Origin of the sequence: Agrobacterium sp. ST15.13.013 (genome assembly GCF_027956525.1) — a bacterium.
GTDB classification, from domain to species: domain Bacteria; phylum Pseudomonadota; class Alphaproteobacteria; order Rhizobiales; family Rhizobiaceae; genus Agrobacterium; species Agrobacterium salinitolerans.
This window is the reverse complement of sequence record NZ_JAQKGP010000005.1, coordinates 227,858-248,189: the sequence shown is the minus strand read 5'-3', so window position 1 is coordinate 248,189 and position 20,332 is coordinate 227,858. Positions and strand designations below refer to the sequence as shown.

The window sequence follows — 20,332 nt, the reverse complement described above, 5'->3', positions numbered from 1 at the left end:
CCCACCACAGGGGTAGGGCGTCCTCATCCAGCCATTTGCGTAATGTTCCGATCTCTTCGGCAAGCGCCTGCGCGATGCTCGGAAATTGCAATGTCATACGTCAACTCTCTGTTTTTACAGTTGAATAAAAAAAGGACCAATAAAAATACGTCATCATGGAGCCAAGTAGACCATGGGACATATTGCGCTGCAACCGCAAAAATTATCGATCTCTATCCAAACTAACCGATAACAAGGCAGTCGGTTCCGTCGTCTCATCGGTGGGTCGATGCACGCTGTTGATTCGAAAGACCAAAATGTCAGAAATTACAACGCGAGTTTGATACTTCCTAAATTTCGTATTGCTTATTTGATCCCCTCCCGTATTTCGTAACAATGGTCTGGTCATTAGTGATTCGGTCTCCTTTTAACCTGGGCGGCGTTGGGGAAATAAAGGGGCGCAAGGCAGTGAGATTTTCTGCCTTTACTTCATTGCTGTTCTCCGTTGCGGTTCTTTCGGGCTGCAATACTCCCGCGGGCGTTCGGTCCTTCGGGGGTGCGCAGATGTTGTCTCCGTCCGAGGCGTTGGTTTTCCCGCCGCCCGGTGGTCCCGAAATCGTGACCGTGGTCAACCGCACCTATTCCAACGCCGTGGCGCAGCAGGTCATTTTGCGCTCTGAGGCCGCGACCCCCGGGCAGAACTATATCAAAGCCGAGTTTTTCGGTCCGCAAAAGGCAGGGGATACCGGTGGCGATGCGCTGACTTTTTCCGGTTTCAGGGCATCTTCCGTTGCGCGGGAGATCCGGTCCGAGTTTCCAGGCCAAAACATCGCCATGTCAGCAAATTACCTGCAGAACGGTTATGGCGCGTTCGCCTATGCCGCCGGCAGCGGCCGTAGCGACGATACCTGCCTTTATGGCTGGCAGGACATACGCTCGCCGGAAAGCATGCGGCAGGATTTCCGCAATCTCGGGCGCATCAAGGTGCGGCTGCGCCTTTGCCAGTCAGGCGCCAGTGTCGAGCGGCTGCTGGCGGTCATGTATAATTACACGATTACCGGCGCCTACGCCTCGCCAGGCTGGAACCCTTACGGCACGCCGCAGGCGGCGGATAAAAATCTCGGACGGCCGGGCCACCCGGTCTATCCCATAGAGGCGGATGAGGTGCCCATGCGGCCCGGCGGCGAGGTGACCGCGAGCGTGCCGACCCGGCCCGTTCGTCGCACGGCTGCCGTTGCGCCGCCCGCCCAGCCGGAACCGCAGCCGCTTCCACCCGTTGCTGCAGTCAGTATCCCGTCGCCCGCATCGGCTGGCGCGCCCCTCCAGCCTGCAAGGCCTACGGTGGCGGGCAGGCGCGTCGATGGTGCGCCGGCGGATGACGGCCGGCAACCATCGCAAGTCCCGCAGGTATCCATTCCGTCGCCCGCATGTCTGTCCGGTTCGGGGGTGACGCCAGGATGCAGGTGATCGCCGGAACCAGCGGGAAAGAGCACGCCAAGGCGAAGATCGCAAAAAATCCGGGCCGAAATTCCGGGTTGGGAAGACAACGGAAAGTTTCTAGATGAGCAAGGCCATCACAATCATTGTCTGGTTACTTGTTTCGGTTTGCGTTCTGGCCATCGTCACGATGCCGGTCAGCCTGCAGACGCATCTGGTCGCCACGGCGATTTCCCTCATTCTGCTGGCGACGATCAAAAGTTTCAACGGGCAGGGGGCCTGGCGTCTGGTCGCGCTCGGTTTCGGCACGGCCATCGTGCTGCGCTATGTCTACTGGCGCACCACCAGCACGCTGCCGCCCGTCAATCAGCTTGAGAACTTCATTCCCGGCTTTCTGCTCTATCTGGCGGAAATGTATAGCGTCATTATGCTGGCGCTCAGCCTCGTCATCGTATCGATGCCGTTGCCGTCGCGCAAGGCGAGACCCGGTTCACCCGATTACCGGCCGACGGTGGATGTCTTCGTGCCGAGCTATAACGAGGACGCGGAGCTTCTCGCCAATACGCTCGCAGCGGCCAAGAACATGGATTATCCGGCCGACCGGTTTACCGTCTGGCTGCTGGACGATGGCGGCTCGGTGCAAAAGCGCAACGCCAGCAATATCGTCGAGGCGCAGGCGGCGCAGCGCCGCCACGAGGAGTTGAAGAAGCTCTGCGAGGATCTCGATGTGCGTTATCTGACGCGCGAGCGCAACGTCCACGCCAAGGCCGGAAATCTCAATAACGGGCTTGCCCATTCGACCGGCGAGCTCGTGACCGTGTTCGACGCCGACCACGCGCCCGCCCGCGACTTCCTATTGGAAACGGTTGGCTATTTCGAAGAGGACCCGCGGCTCTTTCTCGTCCAGACGCCGCATTTCTTCGTCAATCCCGATCCCATCGAGCGCAATTTGCGCACCTTCGAGACGATGCCCAGCGAAAACGAAATGTTTTACGGCATCATCCAGCGCGGCCTCGACAAGTGGAACGGTGCATTCTTCTGCGGCTCGGCCGCGGTGCTACGGCGTGAGGCGTTGCAGGATACCGAAGGGTTCAGCGGTGTCAGCATCACGGAAGATTGCGAAACGGCCCTGGCGCTGCATTCGCGCGGCTGGAACAGCATTTATGTCGACAAGCCGCTGATCGCCGGGCTGCAGCCGGCGACCTTCGCAAGCTTTATCGGCCAGCGCAGCCGCTGGGCGCAGGGCATGATGCAAATCCTGATCTTCCGCCAGCCCCTTTTCCGGCGCGGTCTCTCCTTTACGCAACGCCTCTGCTACATGTCGTCGACGCTGTTCTGGCTGTTTCCGTTCCCGCGCACCATCTTCCTGTTCGCACCGCTGTTCTACCTGTTCTTCGACCTGCAGATTTTCGTGGCTTCCGGCGGCGAGTTTTTGGCCTATACGGCGGCCTATATGCTCGTGAACCTGATGATGCAGAACTATCTATATGGCAGCTTCCGCTGGCCGTGGATTTCGGAACTTTACGAATATGTACAGACGGTTCACCTCCTGCCCGCCGTCGTTTCGGTGATCTTCAATCCCGGCAAGCCCACCTTCAAGGTGACGGCGAAGGACGAATCCATCGCCGAGGCGCGGCTTTCGGAAATCAGCCGGCCGTTTTTCGTCATTTTCGCGCTGCTGGTGGTGGCAATGGCCTTTGCAGTTTGGCGCATCTACAGCGAGCCTTACAAGGCGGATGTCACGCTCGTGGTCGGCGGTTGGAACCTGCTCAATCTCATCTTCGCGGGCTGTGCGCTCGGTGTCGTCTCCGAGCGCGGCGACAAGTCGGCGTCGCGGCGCATAACGGTCAAACGGCGTTGCGAAGTCAAGCTCGAGGGCAGCGACGCCTGGGTGCCGGCTTCCATCGATAACGTGTCTGTTCATGGCCTGCTGATCAATCTCTTCGACAGCGCGACAACCATCGAAAAAGGCGCCACAGCCATCGTGAAGGTCAGGCCGCATAGTGAGGGCGTGCCGGAAACCATGCCTGTCAACGTGGTGCGAACGGTGAAGGGCGAGGGGTTCATCTCGATCGGCTGTACGTTTTCGCCGCAACGCGCCGTCGATCACCGCCTGATTGCGGACCTGATCTTCGCCAATTCGGAACAGTGGAGCGAATTCCAGCGGGTGCGCCGCAAGAACCCCGGCCTTATACGCGGCACCGCCATCTTCCTGGCGATCGCGCTCTTCCAGACGCAGCGCGGCCTTTATTATCTGGTCCGGACGCTTCGGCCTGCGCCCAGAGACATCAAATCTGTCGGAGCGGTAAAATGAACGGCCGTAAACCCATCCGGGATTCTCTGGCAATATTGGTATGGGGAGCCGTCGCCACCGGCGCTATGGCGCAGTCCTCCCCTTTCGACATGTCGCCGGAACGGCCCACCCAGACTGCTCCGACACCCGAGCCGCCTGCCGCACCGTATCAGCTGCCGCCTGCCCAGATGCCGGCCCAGTCGTCGTCTCAGCCATCCACCCCGCCGCCATTTGCCGTTCAGCCCGCGCCGCAGTCGCAGCAGAGCCCCGCCGTTCCGTCGCCGCCGCCTGTTGCGGCTCCTCCGCGTCAGGAGGGCGCAGGACCTGCTCCAGCACCGTCGCTCAACGCCGACAGCCGCCGACGTTACATCCTGCCCTATGAAAAGCTCAGCCTTTCCGGTGAGATGGATCGGCGGCAATGGAGTATCTACCTGACGCCGGAACAGGTGAACGCCGCCGTTTTGCTCAATATCGGGTATCAGAACGCCATTGTCGTCGCGCCGGAAAGCTCGAATTTTCAGGTCAGCCTGAACAATGTCGCGCTGGATCCGGCGCGTATCGAAGCGCCCGACAGCGAAGGCAATGTCTCCTTGACGATTCCGCCCGGTGTCTTGCAAGTCGGCTCTAATGTCGTGAGACTGGGCGTACAGCAACGCCATAGAACCGATTGCACGATCCAGTCCACCTACGATCTGTGGACCGATATTGACCCTGGCAATACCTATATCGGCTTTAATGCGGATGTCGCCGGAAGCTTTACCAATATCGACGATATTCAGGCGACCGGGCCGGATGGCAAGGCGATGACGTCGATCGAGATTGTCGCACCGGCACTCGGAAATCCGGCATTTGCCGATTCTCTCCTGCGCCTTTCACAGGCGCTGGCGCTCCGAACCCAGATGCCGAACCAGACGATCCGCTTCGTGGCTGCTCCTTCCCCTGAACGCAAGGCGGGCACGCTGACGGTCTTCGTCGGCACCGCCCGTGAGATCGCCGGGATCGCAGGAACGCTGCCACCCGAGGCTTCGGCAGGCGCTTTCGCCGGCTTCGGCGCTGCCGCGCCGGGCGCTCTTTCCCCGCTTTTTGTGAGCGGTCCCACCTCTCAGGCGGTGCAGGCGGCAATTGAAACGTTGTTTTCGTCGATATCGCGCACCCCCGGTGCGCAGAGAACGACTTTTTCGACCCGCAGCTGGCATGCGCCGGATGTGCCGCTCATCATGTCTGATCGTCGTATCGCGCTTTCCGAACTTGGTCTCGAAAGCACCGAATTTGGCGGGCGGCGTTTCCGCAACGAATTTTATGTCGGCATGCCGGCCGATTTTTACGCATCTGCCTATGGTGAGGCGTCGCTTCTCCTCGACGCCGCCTACTCGTCGCAGGTACTGCCGGGCAGCCATGTCGATATCTACGTCAATGACCAGATAGCCTCGACCGTGCCGATTTCCAACAATGGCGGCGGCATTTTCCGGCATCTGCCGATCAATGTGACGATGCGTCATTTCAAGCCCGGGCCGAACAAGGTGACCATCGAGGCGGTGTTGATGACGGCACAGGATCAGGCCTGCGCCCCCGGCGCGCCCGCCAGCGCGACGCCGCGTTTTGCATTGTTCGACACGTCGGAACTTCATATTCCGGACTATGCGCAGATCGGCCGCAAGCCGGATCTCGCCGCGATGGCGGGGGCCGGACAACCCTATCGGACCGGCGGAGCACCTGTTGCCCTGTCACTCGACCGTTTCGACACCGATACCATGTCTGCGGCAGCGACGCTGATCAGCCGTCTGGCAAGCGTGGCGGGGCATCCCATCGACATTGAGACTGTCGCCTCGCCACTGGTGATCGGCGATCGCGACGCGCTGTTCGTCGGCACGATTTCGCAGTTCCCGCAGGCATTGATCGGCCAGTTCAATCTCGTTTCCTCCAGCCAGATCTCCTGGAAAATGGGAACCGGCGTCCAGCCGCCCGCCCAAAGCAGCGATACCCTTTTCAACGACTGGCGCGAGCGGGTGGATGGCGGTGTCTGGGAGGGGCAGGTGTCCTCCCTCGAGGAGTGGATGAAGCGGAATTTCGACCTGAGTTCGGATACGCTGCGCTTCCTGCCGGCAGCCGAGCAGCTCTATGCGCCGCCAAGCAATGTCTCCTTCATGCTGGCCCAGGGGGTGAGCCCCTCCGGCGAGGGGGTGTGGACGCTTGCCACTGCACCGACTTCAGCCGAACTTCGTGACGGGATGGCGGCGATGACACGGGAAAACCGCTGGAGCGGCGTGAGGGGACGTGTTGCCGCTTACGATGCCGCTGCCGAAAAGCTGGAGACAGTGGAGGTGGAGCGGCCTTATTTTTACGTCACGCGGGCGTTTTCCCTTTCCAACTGGAGGCTGATCGCCGCCAACTGGTTGTCTTCCAACGTTCTTTCCTATTCGCTGGCGTTCATCGGTTTCGTGTCTCTCCTTGGCCTCGCCACTTTCGCGATGCTGCGCATGATGGGACGGCATCGATGAAGAGCGGAATTTCGAAACTGGCCGGTATTTTCTTCCTGTCCATGATGACGATGATTGCAGGTATTTCCGTCAGCCGCGCCGCTTCGGTTTCGCCGGAGGCGTGGTCCGCCTATAAAGGCGCGTTTCTCGATCCCGGCGGCCGCGTCATCGATACGGGCAACGGCAATATCAGCCATAGCGAAGGCCAGGGCTACGGCATGTGGCTTGCCGTGCTTGCCGACAACCTGTCCGACTTCGAGCTGATATGGAGTTTCACGCGCACCGAGCTTTTGGTGCGTGACGACGGGCTTTCCGCCTGGAAATGGGATCCGCGCATCAAGCCGCATATAACCGATATCAACAACGCCACGGATGGCGACATTCTGATCGCTTATGCGTTGGCGCTGGCGGCAGGGCAATGGAACCGGCAGGATTATGCCGAAGCATCGGCAGCCATCGCATCCGCCATTCTCAAGAAGACGGTGGTGCGACGCGGCGGGCGAACCCTGCTTTTGCCGGCGGCCAGCGGTTTTAACGAGGATGACCGGGAGGACGGGCCAGTGCTCAATCCTTCCTATCTGATTTTCGAGGCCTTTCCGGTACTCAATCTTGTTGCGCCATCGCCGCTTTGGAAAGCCATTGCCGATGACGGTGCGGCGCAGATCGAGACATTCGCTTTCAGCGATCGAAAACTGCCGGCCGACTGGGTATCGGTGAAGACGAAGCCGCAGCCAGCATCGGGCTTCCCGCCGGAATTCGGCTATAATGCGGTGCGCATACCGCTTTATCTGGCAAGGGCGAATATGGGATCGCCGGTGCTGCTTGCCCGGCTGAAAAGCGGCATGACGCTGGAAAGCGGCGCTGCCGGAACCTTCGATCTGAGGAGCGGCGCGGTCAAGGATGTCCTGTCCGATCCCGGCTATCGCATCATCCCGGCGCTCGCAGCCTGTATCGGCGGCGGGCCGGCCGTTTCCGCCGAACTTAAGAATTTCCAGCCAACACTTTATTATCCTTCCACATTGCATCTTCTGGCATTGTCGTTTCTGGCAAGGAATAACGGGGAATGCCGATGAACAAGCCACTGTCGACCTCGGCTCTCATTCTGCTTCTTATAGCTCTCGCCGCCTTCCACTGGCGCGACAGCATCCTCGGGCGGGTGTCGGACGTGCATACCTCGGCGGTCGGCGACAACCGGACGTCGCAGCGTGTTTTGTCGACGGCGGCCAATCCGGCGCAGATAAATGCTTTCGTCAAGAACCGTGAAATGGCGCAGGTAACGCAGCCCGAGACACCGCCGGTGACGGTGCCGGCGACCGACCCCTTGCCGGTCACGCCGTCTGCCGGGCAGGCGCCGCAAACGAAGACGACGCAGGCACCGGCCCCTCGTGCCACCCAGCCTGCCTCGGCCGATATGCCCGAGGTCGATTTGAGCGCATTGCGCTATTTCGCGGCGAGGGGCGATACGCAGCGTCTTCAAGCCGAAATCGCGCGCCTGCGCGCGCTCTATCCCAACTGGACGCCGCCTGCCGATCCTCTCGCCATTCCCGAAAACGGCGATCCTCAGCTCGACGCGATGTGGCAGCTTTATACCGACGGCCGTTATGCCGAGGTGCGGAAAGCGATTGCCGACCGCCAGCAGGCGGAGCCCGACTGGCAGGCGCCCGACAATCTGATGGGCATGCTTTCCCTTGCCGAAGCGCGCCAGCGCCTCGTTAATGCTTCCGATCTCAAGCAATATGCAACAGTGGTGGATACAGCTGCCAACAACCCCGGCCTGCTGACCTGCGGCGAGGTCGATGTGCTGTGGCGGGTTGCCGATGCTTTCGCCAATACCGACCGGATGGGACGGGCGCGCGATGCCTATCTCTACATTCTCAACAATTGCACCGTCGCCAGCGACAGGCTCGCCACCGTGCAGAAGGCATCCGCGCTTTTGCCGGCGGAAATGATGGACGAGCTGCTTGCCAGGGAAAAACCGGGTGTGGACGGTCAACTGGAATTCGAACCGGTCAAGAATGATCTCGCCCGTCAGTTCGTGGCAAAGGCAGGGGAGAAGGAGGGCGTCAACGTTCCCTCGACCTATGTGATGCGGCTTCAGCGACTTGCCGAGACCGACAAGCTTGCAAGCGACGCCCTGCTGCTCGGCTGGTACAATATCCGGCAGAAGAACATGGCGGAGGCGGAAAAATGGTTCCGCAAGGCGCGGGAAGAAGAAGACAGCGCGTCGGCGTCGCAGGGTCTGGCGCTGGCGCTGATCGACCGTAACGAGCCGCGTGAGGCCGAGGACGTCATGTATAAATGGCGCAACGCATCCGACGAAGCGCTTGCGACCTATCTCGCCGCAACCGCCAATCTTCTGGCGCTGGAGCCGCCGGTCGTTCTACCTCCCGATGTGCTGCAACGTATCGCCGCCGAAACGGTGGCGCGCAAGGATGCGGCGACGGCGCAGCAATTCGGCTGGTACTCGCTTTCCTTCAGGCAGACGCCGCTCGCTTTGCAATGGTTCAGTACGGCCCTTGGCTGGAAACCCGATGATGAGCCATCAGCCTACGGCATGGCCGTCAGCTATCACGATCTTCGCAATCTTGCCGGCCTGCGCGGCATCCAGCAGCAATGGGGAGGCCGTTCGCAACGTATCGCCGATGTGGGAACCGCGCGCATGGTGGATCAGTCCGGGCAGGCGGTTGCGGCACAGGTGACGCCGCCGCCCCTGCAGGCCAATGCCCCGCAGGGGGAAACGGCGGTGGTGTATAATCCACCCGTCGTCCAGCAACCTGAACCTTCGCGCAAGCAGGCGCGTCGCGCAGTGCAGGCGCAAAGGGAAACAAGCGCCGCATCGCGCCCACGCTCCTGCGTTGCCTATCCCGATCCGCAACGTTTGCCGCCACAGCAGGCGCTTGATCTCGGTTGGTGCCTGATGGAGACGAACCGGCCGGCGGAGGCTCTCAAAGCTTTCGAATCCGCGATAGAAAGCGGTCAGTCCAATGTCAAAAGCGATGCGGCCTATGGCCAGAGCCTTGCCTATCTGCGCATGGGCTTGACGGACCGTGCAGCCGTCTCGGCAACGAAGTCGCACATGGATCGCCCGCGTGCGACGGAACTGCAAGTCGCGATCCTTGCCGATCGAGCGGTTTCCGCATTCGGGTCGAAGCGATATGTTGAAACTCTTCTCCTGCTCGATCAGCGCGCGCGGCTGGCGGATGAACGCACTGACCTGATGGTGCTGCGCGGTTATTCCTACCTCGCCATGCGCCGTTATGGTGAGGCCGCCCAGATTTTCGAAAGCCTGACGGCTATAGGAAACAAGGATGGTATCCGCGGGCTGGCTGCGGTGCGCGCCGCTCGGCCGAGCAACGGCCCCCAGGGCGGCTGACGTTCGGCTGATCGTGGCTGGATGTCTTCGGCCGCTGCTATTTTGCGTCGGACAGGTTGCGGATGATGCGCATGAAAATGCGCGCGCCGGTGCCGATCAGCGCATCCGGAAAGTCGTAATCCGGATTGTGCAGGTTGGGATAATCCCGGCCTGCGCCGAGAAAGAACATCGCCGATGACGAAACGGCGCGAAAGCGGCCGAAATCCTCGGAAGCCCGCATGGGCAGCGCCTCCGAACCGTGGGAGATTTTCTCCTCGTCCAGCGCGCGCCGGATGTGCCCGACCGCGTCAGGCGCGTTTTCGCAATGCAGGAAAATATCGTCATAGGTAATATCGAGCGTCAGCTTCTGTTCGTCCGCCGCCTTTTTTGCCAGCGTTTCCGCAGCCTCGCAGAGTTTTTCCATCCGGTCGTCGGTCAGTGTCCGGAGTGTCGCCCAGATTTCAGCATCGGCTGGGGAAATGCCGAAGGCGGCTTCGCCCATCGCGGCATGGGTGATCGTCACCATGGAAAAATCGGGTTCGGGCGGGAAACCGGAGCCCAGTTCGGCCAAGGCCGGCATCAGCCAGGATATTGCCTGCATCGGGGAAATGCCATGTTCGGGCGAAGACGCATGCGCGGTCTTGCCGGAAAGGCGGAATTTGGCCCCGCGTGACGCGCAGTTGACCGGACCTTCCACGACGCTGACATGGCCGAAAGGAAGGCCGGGGAGGTTGTGAAGCGAAAAGGAATAATCCGGCTTTATCTGCCCAAAGTGCGGGTCGGCGAGGACGGCGGCGGCGCCCGCGCCGGTTTCTTCCGCCGGCTGGTACAGAAGGATGACGCGGCCGGTCTCCGGGCGCTGCCGAGAAAGGCCGAGCGCCAGCGCCGTCAGAATGGTGGAGTGGCCGTCATGGCCGCAAAGATGGCCCTTGCCGTCGGTGCCGGAGCGGTATTCGGCGTCACTCTTTTCGTGAATGGGCAGAGCATCGAGTTCCGAACGGATCAGAATCGCCGGGCCGCTTTTGCCGCTGTCATAGACCGCAGCTACGCCATGGCCGCCGAGAGCGGTGAAAAGCTGGTCGGGCTGCGCCCGCTCGAGGAAAGCGCGGATGCGCCGCGCCGTTTGCTTCTCCTCGCCGGAAATTTCCGGATGACGGTGCAGATCATGGCGAAGCTCAATGAGATCGAGCATGTCCTTGTTGGTCAGAAACATCAAACATCCTTGCAAGTCGACCGGCCGGTTTTTCCTGCCGCAACTTACAGGGCGTTGCCTTTAATGCAAAACCTTTGGCGGGTGCCAGCGCTTGCCTGCCGCTTTCGGCTTGATGGAGAGCGTGACGACATCGGCCGGCAGCGGAACCTTGGCCTTTGCCAGTTCCAGCCGGGCAAGGGCTGCACGGGCCTTTTCCGCATATTCCAGATGGGCTGCATCGTCCGAGTGATAGTGCTGCAGCCTGTCGAGGATTTCCGCACCTTCCATCGTTCTTTCAGCGGCAATCAGCGCCACGGCGCATTTGTAAAGCGCTTCCCGGTGGAAAGGCGCGCGGTTGGTCACCTGGCGGAAGGCCTCGGACGCCTCGTGGTAGTGCTGCTGCGCCAGCCGCGCCTCGCCGATACGCAGCCAAAGGACGACGGGTTCCTGCCCGGCGGCCAGAAGGCTGAGAAAGGCGATTTCGGCCTCCCGGAATTCGCCCCGGTCGAACAATAGATTGGCGAGCCCGAATTGCGCGCCGAGATGGTCCGGCGCCGCAGTCAGTACCTGCGCGAAGGCAATATTGGCGGCCGCCTTCTGGCCTGCCTTATAGAGCTTGAGGGCCTGTTCGTAGACAAAACGGATGCTGCGCGGGTGAAGCTTGCCGCCGAGATTGTCGCCCGAGCGGGTGCGGAACAGCGTGCAGCTCAGCTTCTGTTCCTCCGGCCCGAAGAAATATTTGTAAGGCTCGTTACCGCGCAGGAAATCATAGGTTTTAAAACCCTGCTCGATTGCCCTGCGAATGCAATGGCCATGCAGCACGAGGCCGGGAGAAGGGGTCTTCCAGTTTTCGTCGCGGCCGGTAATGTAGAACAGGACCGATTTCTTCTGGCGGTCGATGATATTGGCGAGTGCCCCCAGCGGCTGTTCGCCGAACCACAATACCGGTACTTCCAGATCGCCACGGATATAGACATCCATCAGCATCTGCCGCGTCGCGCCGATCAGAAGCTCCGTGCGTTCCTTGCCCTTATGCGGCGCCCAGCGGATGCGCCAGAAATCGAACAGGATGTCCATATCCCGCCTGATTGTTTCCCGCGTTGCAAAGGTGATGCGATATTCGTCGCCGCCCTCCACTTTTCTCAGGAAACGCCTGAGCTTCTGCCGGGTCTGGCTGCTCATATGGCTGTCGAGATAGCCGTCGAACGTCTCCGGCAGGGTCACGACCGGGCAGATGCAATTGTTAATGTTGTAGGGGTTGGTCGGCATGTTGTCACGAAACATGACGAGCGGGCCCTGAAGTGCGCGGATCATCGCGTCGCGGCGTTCCGGCGGGCCGCAAAGATAATCGAGCTTCAGCTCGGTCCAGTTCTGTTGCCGTATGTATGAACAGAAGCCGGCGACTGCGCGATTTTCATAATCCGGCAGGGTGATGAAACCGGTGTAATCCGCCGCCGCATTGCCGGCCATGACGATGCTGTCGTGGAAGCGTCCGGTTTTTTTGTCCGGTTCGGTGACGATGCGCAGCGGGAAAAACGCCACATAGGGCGAGCCTTCCTGTCGTTCGCGCAGCGCAAGAATGAACCAGCGCCTGCGGCGCGGCATATAATCCCTGAGCCACCCCCAAGAGAGGAAATGCCGGGCATGGGGATCGGCCATGAACACCGCATCCCAGTTTTCGCGGATCGCCTCGAAGCCGGCGTCCGTGTCGATGATATCGATGCGCATTCTTGCCCCCTCCCAATACTGATCACACATTCGGGAGGCTTCATTTTATGGGTAAACGGTCGGCTTCAAATATTCCCTTCGGGTGAAAGCCTTGCATCAAATGGGATTAGCCCGTCGCCGATCCACCAACGCCGCGCCGCTACAAAAAAGACCTTGTCAGCCGGTGGCGGCGCTCTAACATGCCGGGCTGAATGCGCGGCCGGCTCAACGGCCCGCGCGGCACAGGAGTTCTCATATGGCTGTTCCTTTCATGCTTTTGACCGGCGCCAGCCGCGGAATAGGGCACGCCACCGTCAAGCTGTTTCAGGAAAAAGGTTGGAGAATTCTGACCGTATCGCGACAACCTTTCTCCGAGGAATGCCGTTGGCCGTCTGCGCGGGAGAGCCATATTCAGGCCGATCTGGAGGACCTGTCCCGCATTGACGATCTGGCGAACGAGGTGCGCTCACGCCTGCCGGAGGGAAAGCTTGCGGCGCTTGTCAACAATGCCGGAATTTCGCCGAAGGGGGAGGGCGGTAGCCGCCTCGGTGTCATGGATACGACGGCGGAAATCTGGACGCGGGTGCTGAACGTCAATCTCGTTTCGACGGCGCTGCTCGCCCGCGCGCTTTTGCCGGAATTGGAAGCGGCAAAGGGTTCCATCGTCAACGTCACATCGATTGTCGGCTCACGGGTGCATCCTTTTGCCGGCGTGGCTTATGCCACGTCGAAGGCGGCGCTTGCGGCGCTGACACGCGAACTGGCGCATGAGTTCGGCCCGCGCGGCGTGCGCGCCAATGCGATTGCGCCGGGCGAGATCAACACCGCCATCCTTTCGCCCGGAACGGCCGAACTGGTGGAAGCCCAGGTGCCGCTTGGGCGGCTCGGCACCACGGCCGAGGTGGCGCAGACCATCTATTTCCTCTGCTCGGAACAGTCGAGCTACATCAACGGCGCGGAAATTCACATCAATGGCGGCCAGCACGTCTGACGCGCCGAGCATCAACCAAAAATGGAGCCTTTATCGATGACCATCCTGCCGAATTCCGTCGAGGCACGCGATATCGCCTATCAGATGCATCCGAACGTCAATCTGCGCAAATTCGAAAAGACCGGCGGTCTGGTGATCGAGAGCGGTGAGGGCATCTATGTCACCGACAGCAGCGGCAAGCGCTATATCGAGGCGATGGCGGGGCTGTGGTCGGTGGCGCTCGGCTTCGGTGAGCAGCGGCTGGTGGAAGCGGCAACGAAGCAGATGCAGAAGCTGCCCTATTACCATACCTTTTCCTATAAGACTCACGGCCCGTCGGTCGATCTCGCCGAGTTGCTGATCGAGCTTTCACCGGTGCCGATGTCCAAGGTGCATTTCACCTCCTCCGGCTCCGAGGCAAACGATCTCGTCGCCAAGATGGTCTGGTATCGCTCGAATGCGCTGGGCAGGCGAGACAAGAAAAAGATCATCGGCCGCATCAAGGGGTATCATGGCGTAACCATCGCCTCGGCCTCGATTACCGGCCTGCCGCGCAACCATGAAAGTTTCGACCTGCCGCTGGACCGGATGCTGCATACGGCCTGCCCCTCCTATGTGCATTTTGGAAAGGAAGGGGAAAGCGAGGGGGATTTCACCGCGCGCATCCTGAAAGAGCTTGAGGATCTGATCCTCCGCGAAGGCCCCGAAACGATTGCCGCTTTCTGGGGCGAGCCGGTCATGGGCGCGGGCGGCGTTCTTTTGCCGCCGGAAGGTTATTGGGCGGGCGTGCAGGCGATCCTGAAAAAATACGATATTCTGCTTGTGGTGGATGAGGTGATCTGCGGTTTCGGTCGAACCGGCAAGATGTTCGCCTGCGAGACCTATGGCATCGAGCCGGATGTGCTTGTCGTCTCCAAGCAGATTTCGTCGTCCTACATGCCGCTTTCGGCGATCATTATGAACGACAATTTCTACCAGCCGATTGCCGACGAATCCGACCGTATCGGCTCTTTCGGCCATGGTTACACCGCCTCCGGCCATCCCGTCGCGACGGCTGTGGGACTGGAAAACCTGAAGATCATTCAGGAGCGCGATCTGGTCGGGAATGTCGCCCGGCTGGAGGGCAAGTTCCTCAGTCATCTGAAGGCGCTGGCCGATCACCCGCTCATTCATTCCTCGCGCGGTATCGGCCTGATCGGCGCGCTGGAGGTGAAGCCGTGGGAGGGCATGAAACCGGGCGATACGACGCTGGCGCTGGCCGCGGCTATCGAAAGCGAAGGTGTCATCACCCGGCCGATCGGTGAAGCCATCTGCTTCTGCCCGCCGCTGATCATCACGGCCGAGCAGCTGGACGATCTGTTCGCCGGCGTAAGGCGCGGTCTCGATAAGGCGTCGGCCGCGAAAGGCTGACACTGCACGGTTTGGAGTCCCGCAACGCAAAAGCCCGGAGTATCGCAAGATGCTCCGGGCTCTCTGTATTTGCCTGCCCGGGAAAACCGGGACAGGCAGGACCTTGGGAGGTCGTGTTATTCGGCCGGCTGGACCGATGCCGGAAGCTGATCCACATCGGCGATGCCGGTGAACTCTTCCTTGCCGCTCAGCACGCGGGCGAGCTGCTCCTGATCCAGTTCTCCTTCCCAGCGGGCGACGACGATTGTGGCGACTGCATTGCCGACGAAGTTGGTGAGCGCACGGCATTCCGACATGAAGCGGTCGATGCCGAGGATCAGCGCCATGCCGGCGACGGGAACCGAAGGTACGACGGAGAGGGTTGCCGCAAGCGTAATGAAGCCCGCGCCGGTGATGCCCGCAGCGCCCTTGGAGGAGAGCATGGCCACGAGCAGCAGCAGGATCTGTTCGCCGAAGGAGAGGTGGATACTAGTCGCCTGTGCGATGAAGAGGGCGGCCAGCGTCATGTAGATGTTGGTGCCGTCAAGGTTGAAAGAATAACCGGTGGGGATGACGAGGCCAACGACGGAGCGCTTGCAGCCTGCCTTTTCCATCTTGCTCATCAGGCCCGGCAGGGCGGCTTCCGAAGACGAGGTGCCGAGAACCAGCAGCAGTTCTTCCTTGATGTAGCGGATAAGCGCGACGATGGAGAAGCCGTTATAGCGGCAGACAGCGCCGAGGACTACGAACACAAACAGTGCGGACGTGATGTAGAAGGTGCCGATCAGCATGGCGAGGTTGGTAACCGACGAGATGCCGTATTTGCCGATGGTGAAGGCCATCGCGCCGAAAGCGCCGATGGGGGCGGCCTTCATCAGGATCGCGACCAGCTTGAAGATCGGGTACATGAGGGCGTGCATGAAATCGGTGACGGGCTTGCCCTTTTCGCCGACGATGCCAAGCGCGATGCCGAAGAGCACCGAGAAGAACAGCACCTGCAGGATATCGCCGCTGGCGAACGCGCCGACGATGGTCGTCGGAATGATGTTCATCAGGAAGCCGGTGATGGTCTGCTCATGGGCCTTGTCGGCGTAGGTCGCGACGGCCTTGGCATCCAGCGTCGAAGGATCGATGTTCATGCCGGCGCCCGGCTGCACGGTATTGGCGACGATGAGGCCAACGATAAGCGCGAGCGTGGAGAACACCAGGAAGTAGATCATCGCCTTGCCGGCCACACGTCCAACCTTCTTCATGTCGTTCATGCCGGCGATGCCGGTTGCGACGGTGAGGAAAATGACGGGGGCGATGATCATCTTGACGAGGCGGATAAAGCCGTCGCCGAGCGGCTTCAGCTGTTCGCCGAAAGTCGGGTAAAAATGGCCGAGTGCGATACCGGCGATGATGGCCACCAGAACCTGAAAATACAGGTGCTTGTAGAATGGCTGCTTGGCGTGGCCTGCGGCCACGGCTGTCGTATCGATCATGTTTTTTCCTCCTCGGCCTCACCCTGCCTTGATTGGCCTCCCGGGATCGCCGTGTCGTTGACGGCGTCGCGCCGATTGCGGAGTCATGTGCAATACGCATGCCAGACTTGATTATTTGCTGTAACTGACTGATTTCAAAAGTAGTTTTTATTGAAGCCTCGCTGGCTCACGGCCATTTGTGCGGAATTCCGGACAAAATATCTTGATGTCTGTGCGTAAATCCGCACAATCATCCCATGACCTATCAGGATCAGGCACCTCATTCCCAGGCGAAGCGACGGGCGCAATGGCTGGCGCTGGCGGGCCTGTGGTTGCTCGTCAGTCTTGGCGTTCTGCTGGTGGCCGATGAGTTCGCCCGCAATCAGGCGCTGCGCATGGCCGGTTCCGAGGCCGCCACGGATGCCGAACTGAAGATCGCGCTCCTGAATGTCGCGCTGGAGCGGCCGCGCGCCATTCCGCTGGTGCTCTCCGGTGATCCGGATCTCGCCGCTGCGCTTGATGGCGGCGGTCCACCCGCACTCGACCGTCTTAACCGCAAGCTGGAAGGCCTGATCGAAGGCACGCAGTCCTCGGTGATCTATGTCACCGGCCCGACCGGGCTGACCATCGCGTCGAGTAACTGGCGGCAGGACGACAGCTTTGTCGGCTCCAATTATGCTTTCCGCGAATATTTCCAGGCGGCGATGAAGACCGGCATGTCCGAACATTATGCGCTTGGCAATGTCAGCCGCCGACCGGGTCTTTATATCTCCCGCCGCATCGATGCCGCCGACGGGCGGCCGCTTGGCGTCGTCATTGCCAAGGTTGAGTTCAATCGGCTTGAGACCGACTGGAACATCGGAGGCAAACCGGTCTATGTGGTCGACAGAAACGGCGTCGTGTTGATGACCAGCGTGCCGGAATGGCGCTTCAAGACCGTCGCACCTATTGACGAGGCGCAGCGGAAAATCATTTCCGAGAGCCTGCAATTCGGCAATGAGGCGCTTTCAACGCTGCCGTTTCGCGCAGCGCGGCGAGCGAGCGAGGGCGTTCCGCTCATTCATGTCGATGAACCGGGGAGTGCGCGTGGCGATTATCTGCGGCTGGAAGTGCCGGTGCCGACGACATCATGGACGCTGCATTATCTCCAGCCTGTGGCGCCGACGCTGAACGCCATAATTCGTGAGGGCAGGGTGGTGGCGCTGGCGACGCTGATGCCGCTGATGGCGCTTTCGGCCCTTTGGCTGTGGCGCAGGCACAAGGCGCTCAAGGAAAAAGAAGAGGAGCAACGCGCCCGCGCGGAGCTGGAAATGAAGGTGCAGGAGCGCACCCGCGACCTGACGAAAACACGCGATCATCTACAGGCCGAAATTACCCTGCATGAAAAGACCACCGGCGAGTTACGCAATGTGCAGCACGAGCTGGTGCAGGCCAACCGTCTTTCCATTCTGGGCCAGGTGGCGGCGGGCGTGGCGCATGAAATCAACCAGCCGGTGGCGACCATCCGGGCTTTCGCCGATAATGCCCGCACGTTGCTGAAACGCGATCGTCTGGCCGAAGCCAATGAAAATCTTGAAGATATCGCCGCTCTCACCGAGCGTATCGGCACGATCACCACCGACCTCAAGATACTGGCGCGCAAGGGCCGCACCGCCGCCGAACCCGTGAATGTCAGACTTGTCATCGAAGGTGCGGTCGTGCTGTTGCGCAGCCGTTTCTCCGGGCAGATGGATGCGCTGGATATCGCCCTGCCGGATCAGGATCTGAAGGTGCTCGGCAGCCGTATCAGGCTCGAACAAATCCTCATCAACCTCCTGCAAAACGCGCTGGAAGCCACGGAAACGATTGAGACGGCGCGTGTCGAGGTGCGGGTGCGGGAGGAGAGCGACATGATCGTGATTTCGGTCAGCGATAATGGCACCGGCATTCCGGAGGCCATCCGCGCCCAGCTTTTCTCGCCCTTCAACACATCAAAGGAAAGCGGTCTCGGCCTCGGTCTCGTCATCTCCAACGATATTGCTTCGGATTATGGCGGGCGTATCGAGGTGGCGAGCAGCGAGGCGGGCACATGTTTTTCCGTATTTCTGAAGCGAGCATGACATGACGGTGGATGGAACCATATTCCTGGTGGACGACGATTCCCAATTGCGCAAAGCGATGGTGCAGACGCTGGAACTCGATGGATTGCCGGTTACTTCCTTTTCCCGCGCCGAGCAGGCGCTTGCGGCCCTGAGCGAAGATTTTGACGGCATCATCATCACCGATGTGCGCATGCCCGGCATGACCGGGCTGGAATTTTTCGACCATGTCCGCAAGATCGATGCCGACCTGCCGGTCATCCTCATCACCGGCCATGGCGATGTGCCGATGGCCGTCGATGCACTTCACAATGGCGCCTATGATTTCATCGCCAAACCCTTTCCCGCTGAACGCATGGTGGAAAGCGCGCGCCGGGCGCTGGAAAAACGCCGCCTCGTGCTGGAAAATCGGGCGCTTCGCCGGGCGGTGGGACAGGCGGAAGACGATCTGCCGCTGATCGGGCAGACGCCCGCCATGGAGCGCCTGCGCACCACGCTTCGCCACATAGCCGATACGGATGTGGATGTGCTGGTGGCGGGCGAGACGGGCAGCGGCAAGGAAGTGGTGGCAACGGCGTTGCATCGCTGGAGCAAGAAGCGCGCGAAGGGCAATTTCGTGGCGCTGAATTGCGGTGCGCTGCCAGAGACGGTGATCGAAAGCGAGCTTTTTGGTCATGAGCCGGGGGCTTTTACCGGTGCGCAGAAAAAGCGTGTCGGCCGCATCGAACATTCGAGCGGCGGTACGCTGTTTCTTGACGAGATCGAAAGCATGCCGCTTGCCGTTCAGGTGAAGATGCTGCGTGTTCTGGAAATGCGTGAAGTTTCGCCGTTGGGTTCAAACGAGGAAAGGCCGGTCGATATTCGCGTGGTGGCGGCGGCCAAGGTCGATCTCGGCGATCCGGCCGAGCGCGGCAGCTTCCGCGAGGATCTCTATTACCGGCTGAACGTGGTGACCTTGTCCATTCCGCCCCTGCGCGAACGCAAGGCGGATATTCCACTCCTGTTTTCCCATTTCGTCACCAAGGCTGCCAACCGCTTCAACATGCCGGTGCCACAAATCAGCGCCGGCACGTCCCGCCGGCTTCAGGAGCACGACTGGCCGGGCAATGTCCGGGAACTCGGGCATTTCGCCGAAAGGGTGGTGCTGGGCCTGGAGGCGGAACCGGCGGCTACCTCCGCTTCGCAATCCGCTATTCCCGCTTCCGGCACCCTGCCGGAGCGCATGGACGAGATCGAGGCCAATATCATCCGTGAAACGCTGGAGCAGTCGAACGGAGACGTGGCGGAAACCATCGCAACGCTCGGCATCGCCCGCAAGACCTTTTACGACAAGCTGCAGCGCCACGGCATTAATCGGGCGGATTATGTGAAGAGCGGTACGGCGTGAGGGAGCGCGGGGCGCTCATGGAAAAGCCGCGGACGTTTCTGTCCGCGGCCTGACAATAACGGGAGTATTTATGTTGGCGGTCTTCCCGATCAACCCGCTACGCAGAAATGGCGCTGACCGTCGTTACCGACATAGGTGCCGGACCGGCTGTTGAAGCTGCGATAGCGCTGCGAGCAATAATCGTACCAGGCATTTGTCCAAGGCTCGATGGTACGGTAGGTCCGGCGCGGCTGGTAATAACCGGGATTGGTGTCATAGACCGGCTGGGCGCGGTAAACCGGTGCCGGACGATAGACCGGAGCGGGGCGATAAACCGGCTGCGGTGCCGGCTGATAATAGCGATAATCCGGCTCTTCATACACGTAGCTCGGCTCATAACGACGGGGCGGGTCGATATAGACGCGCTCATCGTCCACCGGCGCCGGGCGCGCCATTGCCGAGCCAACGGCGACACCGGCGGCAAGACCGAGGACGCCACCCAGAATGGCGGCATCGCGACGGTCGTGGCGATCCCAGTCGCCGGCGTATGCGCTGCTGAAGGGAGCAATGGTAGCGGCGGCGACAGCGATTGTCAGAACTGTTTTAGCTGCGAAGGACGACATGGTGTT

Annotated in this window: 13 protein-coding genes; 9 read left to right on the top strand and 4 right to left on the bottom strand. The window is 60.7% G+C overall.

The features are described from left to right. The first annotated feature begins 543 nt into the window (after positions 1-543). From bcsN to PL597_RS07960, 5 genes are all read left to right on the top strand, one after another. Positions 544-1,446: a cellulose biosynthesis protein BcsN gene (bcsN, locus tag PL597_RS07980; RefSeq protein ID WP_271364914.1), complete on the top strand. Its 903-nt coding sequence runs from the start codon at positions 544-546 to the stop codon at positions 1,444-1,446. Between the two features lie 94 nt (positions 1,447-1,540). Beyond that, on the top strand, positions 1,541-3,730 hold the full coding sequence (gene bcsA, locus PL597_RS07975; protein WP_271364913.1) for a UDP-forming cellulose synthase catalytic subunit: 2,190 nt from the start codon (positions 1,541-1,543) through the stop codon (positions 3,728-3,730). Next, positions 3,727-6,207, top strand: coding sequence for a cellulose biosynthesis cyclic di-GMP-binding regulatory protein BcsB (locus PL597_RS07970; RefSeq protein WP_271364912.1), 2,481 nt, complete (start codon positions 3,727-3,729; stop codon positions 6,205-6,207). Before bcsA ends, PL597_RS07970 begins: the two co-directional genes overlap by 4 nt. Further along, positions 6,204-7,259 (top strand): glycosyl hydrolase family 8, encoded by a 1,056-nt coding sequence (locus tag PL597_RS07965; protein WP_269824163.1) that lies wholly within the window; start codon positions 6,204-6,206, stop codon positions 7,257-7,259. The genes PL597_RS07970 and PL597_RS07965 overlap by 4 nt, the downstream gene beginning before the upstream one ends. Next, positions 7,250-9,559, top strand: a complete 2,310-nt coding sequence (locus PL597_RS07960) for a tetratricopeptide repeat protein (RefSeq protein ID WP_271364911.1) — start codon at positions 7,250-7,252, stop codon at positions 9,557-9,559. The genes PL597_RS07965 and PL597_RS07960 overlap by 10 nt, the downstream gene beginning before the upstream one ends. Positions 9,560-9,596: 37 nt before the next feature. Here PL597_RS07960 and PL597_RS07955 read toward each other — a convergent pair whose 3' ends face one another. Beyond that, positions 9,597-10,751: an amidohydrolase gene (locus PL597_RS07955; protein ID WP_217003611.1), complete on the bottom strand. Its 1,155-nt coding sequence runs from the start codon at positions 10,749-10,751 to the stop codon at positions 9,597-9,599. A 60-nt stretch (positions 10,752-10,811) separates the two neighbouring features. Further along, positions 10,812-12,458 (bottom strand): GNAT family N-acetyltransferase, encoded by a 1,647-nt coding sequence (locus PL597_RS07950; RefSeq protein ID WP_077984330.1) that lies wholly within the window; start codon positions 12,456-12,458, stop codon positions 10,812-10,814. Positions 12,459-12,693: 235 nt separating this feature from the next. Between PL597_RS07950 and PL597_RS07945 the strand changes: the two genes are divergently transcribed. Together PL597_RS07945 and PL597_RS07940 are read left to right on the top strand one after the other, a co-directional pair. Beyond that, positions 12,694-13,428 (top strand): SDR family NAD(P)-dependent oxidoreductase, encoded by a 735-nt coding sequence (locus PL597_RS07945; RefSeq protein WP_162520330.1) that lies wholly within the window; start codon positions 12,694-12,696, stop codon positions 13,426-13,428. Between the two features lie 36 nt (positions 13,429-13,464). Further along, positions 13,465-14,817, top strand: coding sequence for an aspartate aminotransferase family protein (locus PL597_RS07940; protein WP_142911902.1), 1,353 nt, complete (start codon positions 13,465-13,467; stop codon positions 14,815-14,817). A 116-nt stretch (positions 14,818-14,933) separates the two neighbouring features. On the opposite strand, the gene PL597_RS07935 is transcribed toward PL597_RS07940, so the two are convergent. Next, positions 14,934-16,280 carry a dicarboxylate/amino acid:cation symporter gene (locus PL597_RS07935; protein WP_271364910.1) on the bottom strand — a complete coding sequence of 449 codons (1,347 nt, stop codon included), beginning with the start codon at positions 16,278-16,280 and terminating at the stop codon, positions 14,934-14,936. A 236-nt stretch (positions 16,281-16,516) separates the two neighbouring features. Between PL597_RS07935 and PL597_RS07930 the strand changes: the two genes are divergently transcribed. Both PL597_RS07930 and PL597_RS07925 read left to right on the top strand, forming a co-directional pair. Then, positions 16,517-18,358, top strand: coding sequence for a sensor histidine kinase (locus PL597_RS07930; RefSeq protein ID WP_271364909.1), 1,842 nt, complete (start codon positions 16,517-16,519; stop codon positions 18,356-18,358). Position 18,359: 1 nt separating this feature from the next. Further along, positions 18,360-19,724 (top strand): sigma-54-dependent transcriptional regulator, encoded by a 1,365-nt coding sequence (locus PL597_RS07925; RefSeq protein WP_271364908.1) that lies wholly within the window; start codon positions 18,360-18,362, stop codon positions 19,722-19,724. Between the two features lie 89 nt (positions 19,725-19,813). Here PL597_RS07925 and PL597_RS07920 read toward each other — a convergent pair whose 3' ends face one another. Beyond that, entirely contained in the window at positions 19,814-20,326 is a 513-nt protein-coding gene (locus tag PL597_RS07920; protein ID WP_271364907.1) for a BA14K family protein, read from the bottom strand. Positions 20,327-20,332 lie beyond the last annotated feature (6 nt).